We start from the raw sequence: 4,412 nt of genomic DNA on the forward strand, positions 1-4,412 counted from the left end.
TGAACGGCGCGGTCCGGATATGGCGGTCTCACACCTGGGGGAATTGCGCGGCAACCCGAGATCTCTGTCCCAGGGAACTTCTCCCCTCGACGTTTTCTTTGCGTCCTTCGCGTCCTTTGCGTGAGGAAAAGCAAGATCCTCGCACCCAACCCGTAACGCGGCGCCATGGGCACCATCGTGATCTCGGGATAGGATTCGAGATCTCGGTCCCCAAAAGAACTTCTTCCTCTCCCTGCGAAGCATGAGCGGGGAGAGGATCGAGGGGTTGGCTGAGAATGCCCCTCTCTCCGGCTCTCTCCCCACTCGTGCCTCGCGGGGCGAGAGGGAAACCGGTGTGATGCCCGTGTTGCGCGAACGGTCTGTAAATAGTTTACACTCTGCGATGTCACACCGGAAGGTCGGATGGCTCTCACACGGAGGCACTGAGACACGAAGGGAAAGGATCCGAAGCCTGTCTCACTCACAAGGTCAATGGTTCAAGCCTGCCTCCCCATCTCTGTGCCTTCGTGCCTCCGTGAGCTCGATGCTCGAATGGAACAGAATACCGGATGCTGACATCGGGGGAACGTCATCGCATCAGTTCAAGATGAGTGTTTCGGCAGGAAAAGTTGCTTGATTGGGGTAGGATTGGGAACACAAGTGCCCTAAGCAGGGACAGGGAAAGTCGACTTCAGGAAAAGCGGGCTTGTTCAACCACGGGCATCATTGCTAGCTCCGCTTCGCTCCGCAGCAATGTACCCTTTATTGTTAGACGCTACTCGTACCGATCCCGACGAACGACGTTGCCATCCCGATCACGCACCTCGATCTCCAGCGACTCCTTGAAGCTGATCGTGTCTTGGAGGCCGACCATGACTTTGTTGAGGAATCGCAGGACGTACTGATGTTGCGTGCTGTCCGCGTCGAGTTGCAGGCTCACAATGTTCTCGGCTGCTGCGACGCGCTCCGCGCCCTCCTGCAAGCCGAGAGGGCTGACGATGATGCCGCCCACAGCCCCGGTGTCGATGATGCGGTAGGCCAAGCTCCCGACCTTCTCCTGGTTCTGTTTCGAGGTCGTGTATCGGCGGCACTCGACGATCACGAACCCCGAGTCGCCTTGGCGGAACCCCTTGGCGTCGATTGCCCAGCTCGTGCCGGACCGCTTGCCGACAACGTCCTGCTTGCCCTCAACCCGTTCGAGGCCGAACTCGCTGGCGAACTGGTGAAGCAAGTACGCAGCGACTTCCTCGTATGAACCCCACTTCGCCATCGCGCCCTCCGCCGCCGAACGCTGCAGCTCACCGACGCCGCGCCGAGGCTGCCCGAATGCATTCAGGACGCAGTCGCGGCGTTCGTGTGAAGCCGCCTTGTTCGGGCCGGTGCAGTCACCGCTTCGCATTTCTTTTTAGGTAGCTGATTCCTGTCATCGTGAGGAGGGGTAAGATGTGAGCCAAATCCTTGTTATCGAAGACAACGACCGAAGTTTTTCCCAAGGCAACCTAATATCGCTCGCGAACCCGGTAGCTCGCGCCATCTGCCATTTTGATCTCGAACGGAATTCCTTCACTGATGGCCATCTGCATCTGGTCTCGTGTCATACGCGGATAATCATGCCCGATCGCCCACACGCGGCAAGCGCCCTAAATGCCCGAACGTTCGAACTGAGCGACTGCCGCCCGAGACGCAAGGTCGAGCGTGATTGGCACATCCGAATTGACGCCACACGTCGAGCGGGTAGGCGGGGCGGCAGTTCGGCTCCAGCGTATGTTCGCCCTGCTCAAGCTTCCTCCGGTTTGGTCAAATCCTTGATGATCCTTTTTGCCAGCCGTTCGTTGATCTCCCGATGTCTCGGAACTGGCTGCGACCGACCAGTTTTCGGATTGTGGTAAATGTCGTGCTTGCCACCATGTCGAAGAAGAACACAAGCCGCACCCTCCAACTGCTCGAGGAGGTCGCGTCGTTTCACGCAACCTCCAACTCTTCTTCCTTTCTAATGCCGGGTATTTCCTCGGACGTGAAGGTCTGGAACAGATCTCGAAGATGCTCCTTCAGATCGTCCAAGCCGTCGCCCTGCGTCCAGTGCTCCGGATAGTCATTGAGGTATCCAAGATACCGGCCGTCAGGCTCTTTCCAATACGTGATCCTCGTTTTCATGTGACCACTCTCGCACGCCATTGAACGCATGGCGAGTCAACAGTTTTCTGGCGAACGACCAAGCTCAGCGACCGCCGCCGGAAACGCCCGGTCGGCTGTAACGGTCGCGAACAAATTAACTGAACCGTCCAACTGCCCAGCGGGGCGGCGGTTCGCTGCAGCGCTCTGGTTGAACTAAGCCGCTGCGCGGCAACGATTTGCGACGTGATCCTCAAGGCCACATCTTCGTTGGCGCGCGGCATGACTTGAGCCTACTACAATCGCGGTGCATGAAAAGCACCAATACTTCATCCCACCCTTCATCCTCATCCACGCCCTATCGCACCACGGCCCGGGATTATGATAACCCGGTTGATTACCAGCATCCGTTTCCTTCGATGGCACGGTTCGCCGATTTCCTCGCGCTTCATTACGATGCCAACCGGACCCGCCATGCTTACTACCGCCAGATCCGCCTCCTCCACGAACATTTCAAGGTTGATCCGTCTTCGCTGACCGAAGATCAGGTCCGCGAGTACTTTCTCTTCGTCAAGCTCCGCAAATTGTGGAAGCCCAAATCCATCCGCCAAGCCCTGGCCGCCACCCGGATGTTCTATGCCACCCTGTTGGGCCACACGGACTGGACCCTGTTCCGTCAGATCCGCGCCAAGGATCATGACTCGCTCCCGGCGGTGCTCTCGCGTGAACAAGTCCGTCACTTGATCGGTCGCATCCGCCTGCGGCGGTATCGAACGCCGATCAAGCTGATCTACTGTTGCGGCCTGCGCCTGAGTGAATGCCTCGGCTTGACCATCCATGACATCGCCGGAAAGGAGAACAAGCTCTACCTTCGGAAAAGCAAGGGACTGAAGGATCGAGTCGTTCCGCTGCCGACGTCGATCTATAGGGAATTGCAGAACTACTGGCGTTTTCACCAGCATCCTTTGCTGATCTTCCCCAACGTCGGACGCGGGGAAAACCATCCACGGTCCGTGGCCGCCAGGATGCGCTAGGCGACCGGCCCGATGCCGGTCAGCTCATTGCAACGCCTGATCATCGAGGTCCGCAAGGAGCTGGATCTTCCAAACGCCACCGTCCATTCGCTGAGACATTCCTTTGCGACGCATCTCCTGGAGGCCGGCGCCCATTTGCATACGATTCAACAGTTGCTGGGACATCGTCAGATACAGACCACGATGCTCTATCTGCATCTAACCCACCAGAGCACGCGGGAAGCGCTGACTCTGATGGAAGAGATTTGCCGGGGTTTGCCGGGTTGAGGGGCGGTGGCCAAGCCTCCCCCCACCGTCGTCGGGGCGCTGCGTCATTTTCTGCCGAAACTGTTGGACCAATCACCGCGGCTTTCGGCCGAACAGAAGCGGGCCATCCGGGCGATCACCCAGTGCCGCACGGCGGCGTTGGGAGGCCACGCCTTTGCCTGCACGCAGTGCCCGGAGGTCCATTTCGCGTGGCATTCGTGCAACCACAAGGCTTGTCCGCAGTGCGGCGGGGCGCACACGCAACAGTGGGTGAAACGGGAGCTGAACAAGCGGGTGGAAGCGCCCTACTTCCTGGTGACGTTCACCCTGCCCTCGGAGTTGCGAGGGTGCTTCTTCGGATCCCAAGCCAGGGAAGCCTATGATCTGTTCTTCGCGGCGTCAGCGGAAGCCTTGCGGCAAAGGCTGGCCGAGGATGAGAAGGGCATGCAGGCGGAGGTGAGCGGGTTCACCGCCGTGTTACACACGTGGAATCAGAAGCTGCAATTTCATCCCCACCTTCACTTCCTGGTGCCCGGCGCCGGATTGGATCAGGAGGGCCGGGTGGTGCGAGTAAAGTATCCGGACTTTCTGGTCGTGTTGCCGTCCTTGCAGGCGGCTTTCCGCAAGGAGATGAAGCAGGCGCTGGAAGCCAAGACGTGGCAGGTGGATCCGCAGGTCTGGGACAAGGACTGGGGAGTGCATATCCAACCGGCCGGGAGCGGCGAGCAGGCGATCAAATATCTGGGCCATTATGTGGCTAAAACCGCGATCAAGGACGGACGGATACTCGATGTGGACGAGGAGAAGGTCCGTTTCCGGTGGAGTGATCGATCGGACCAGAACCGGATGAAATCGTTGGAATTGCCGGGGATTGAATTCGCCAGGCGCTACTTGAACCACGTCTTACCGAAGGGACTCAGATCGGTGAGGTATTACGGGTATTGCCATCCGACGGCGAAAGCCAACCGGCTGCGGGTGAAGCTGGGGACCGGTCAGCGGGTGGAACTTGGGGCCGAACCGGTGAAGGAGGAATCGAAGAAA

General features: G+C 58.8%; 6 protein-coding genes. 3 read left to right on the forward strand and 3 right to left on the reverse strand.

The annotated features are described in order from the left end of the window. Positions 1-754 precede the first annotated feature (754 nt). The 3 genes from FJ404_19395 to FJ404_19405 form a co-directional block, all read right to left on the reverse strand. Complete coding sequence (locus tag FJ404_19395; GenBank protein ID MBM3825016.1) at positions 755-1,249, reverse strand: hypothetical protein; 495 nt, start codon at positions 1,247-1,249, stop codon at positions 755-757. Positions 1,250-1,756: 507 nt separating this feature from the next. Next, positions 1,757-1,945, reverse strand: coding sequence for a type II toxin-antitoxin system HicA family toxin (locus FJ404_19400; protein ID MBM3825017.1), 189 nt, complete (start codon positions 1,943-1,945; stop codon positions 1,757-1,759). Further along, complete coding sequence (locus FJ404_19405) at positions 1,942-2,133, reverse strand: type II toxin-antitoxin system HicB family antitoxin (GenBank protein ID MBM3825018.1); 192 nt, start codon at positions 2,131-2,133, stop codon at positions 1,942-1,944. The genes FJ404_19400 and FJ404_19405 overlap by 4 nt, the downstream gene beginning before the upstream one ends. A gap of 269 nt (positions 2,134-2,402) precedes the next feature. Here FJ404_19405 and FJ404_19410 point away from each other — a divergent pair, with 269 nt between their 5' ends. The 3 genes from FJ404_19410 to FJ404_19420 form a co-directional block, all read left to right on the forward strand. After that, positions 2,403-3,125 carry a hypothetical protein gene (locus FJ404_19410; GenBank protein ID MBM3825019.1) on the forward strand — a complete coding sequence of 241 codons (723 nt, stop codon included), beginning with the start codon at positions 2,403-2,405 and terminating at the stop codon, positions 3,123-3,125. A gap of 12 nt (positions 3,126-3,137) precedes the next feature. Further along, positions 3,138-3,392, forward strand: a complete 255-nt coding sequence (locus tag FJ404_19415) for a hypothetical protein (GenBank protein ID MBM3825020.1) — start codon at positions 3,138-3,140, stop codon at positions 3,390-3,392. Positions 3,393-3,398: 6 nt separating this feature from the next. Further along, positions 3,399-4,412, forward strand: a 1,014-nt coding sequence (locus FJ404_19420) for a transposase (GenBank protein MBM3825021.1), incomplete at its 3' end; no start/stop codon positions are given.

The organism is Verrucomicrobiota bacterium (assembly GCA_016871495.1).
Taxonomy (GTDB): domain Bacteria; phylum Verrucomicrobiota; class Verrucomicrobiia; order Limisphaerales; family VHDF01; genus VHDF01.

Bases quoted from the DNA above. Each gene is read 5' to 3' on its own strand.
- FJ404_19395 (MBM3825016.1), bottom strand. From the start codon at position 1,249: ATGGCGAAGTGGGGTTCATACGAGGAAGTCGCTGCGTACTTGCTTCAC.
- FJ404_19405 (MBM3825018.1), bottom strand. From the start codon at position 2,133: ATGAAAACGAGGATCACGTATTGGAAAGAGCCTGACGGCCGGTATCTT.
- FJ404_19410 (MBM3825019.1), top strand. From the start codon at position 2,403: ATGAAAAGCACCAATACTTCATCCCACCCTTCATCCTCATCCACGCCC.
- FJ404_19415 (MBM3825020.1), top strand. From the start codon at position 3,138: ATGCCGGTCAGCTCATTGCAACGCCTGATCATCGAGGTCCGCAAGGAG.